Origin of the sequence: Halomonas citrativorans (assembly GCF_014898005.1) — a bacterium.
GTDB classification, from domain to species: Bacteria; Pseudomonadota; Gammaproteobacteria; order Pseudomonadales; family Halomonadaceae; genus Vreelandella; species Vreelandella citrativorans.
In genome coordinates, this window is sequence record NZ_JABUYX010000065.1 from 1 (window position 1) to 984 (window position 984).

Sequence of the window (984 nt, forward strand, 5' to 3'; positions counted from 1 at the left end):
TGGTGCCTCAGGATGACTTGGGGGTGAAAGTCCCCTGCACGCCCGGCAAGGGGAAGTGCTAGCCGACGGCAAGGGTGTCTCCCGCGAGGGAGAATCTGAAGGAAACCCGAGGCAAAACGCTGGCCTGACGAACAGGAAGCGGATACGAGGCGTCATGGCGGGGTGAGGTGGCAATGATCACTAAAGCCCAATACTTGTACGGAACGCCATGATGTAAATCCGACAGGCATAAGCGGGAAGGTCGCGCGTCTTACCCTGGGAGGTCTGGTGGTCTGCCACAGTGCTACCGGCGTCGAGAGGCGACGGGATAGATCACCAGACGTCAGCAGAGGCCATAGTAAGTGCCGGTTCACCACGGCGCCAAGGGCCGAACATGAAGAACCGCGAGTAGGCGATAACGTCTCGAGGATCGATCATGAAGACAGAAACCGACGCTAATACCGTCACTCACCCAGAGGGGCAGGAGCAGAACTCCGCGCCCCGGCCGGTGAGCGTCGAGACGATCCCGGCGTCGCTATCGTGGACGAAAGCGGAGCCAACCACGCTCATGGAACGGGTCGTTGACCCGGAGAACATGGCGCGAGCTTACCGTCGGGTGGTCACCAACAAAGGCGCACCGGGTGTCGATGGCATGACGGTGCATCAACTGGCTGACCACCTGAAGCAGTACTGGCCAACGCTGCGCGAGCGGCTATTGGCCGATGAGTATCACCCCAGCCAGATCCGAGCCGCCACTATCCCCAAACCTAAAGGGGGAGAGCGGCAACTCGGCATCCCCACGGTCACCGACCGGCTCATCCAGCAAGCACTGTCGCAAGCGCTCATGCCGATCTTCGACCCGACCTTCTCCGAGTCGAGTTACGGCTACCGCCCCAAGCGCAGTGCCAGGCAGGCCGTATCGGCCATGAAGGCCCACGTCACCGCCGGCCACCGCTGGGTGGTCGACCTTGACCTGGAGGCTTTCTTCGACCGAGTGAACCACGA

At 61.7% G+C, this 984-nt stretch carries 1 protein-coding gene; it reads left to right on the plus strand.

Annotated features, from left to right (window positions below; all coding sequences use genetic code 11):
• Positions 1 to 574: 574 nt before the first annotated feature.
• Positions 575 to 984: reverse transcriptase domain-containing protein (locus tag INT20_RS17915; RefSeq protein ID WP_264299239.1), on the plus strand; the 410-nt coding region annotated here is incomplete at its 3' end.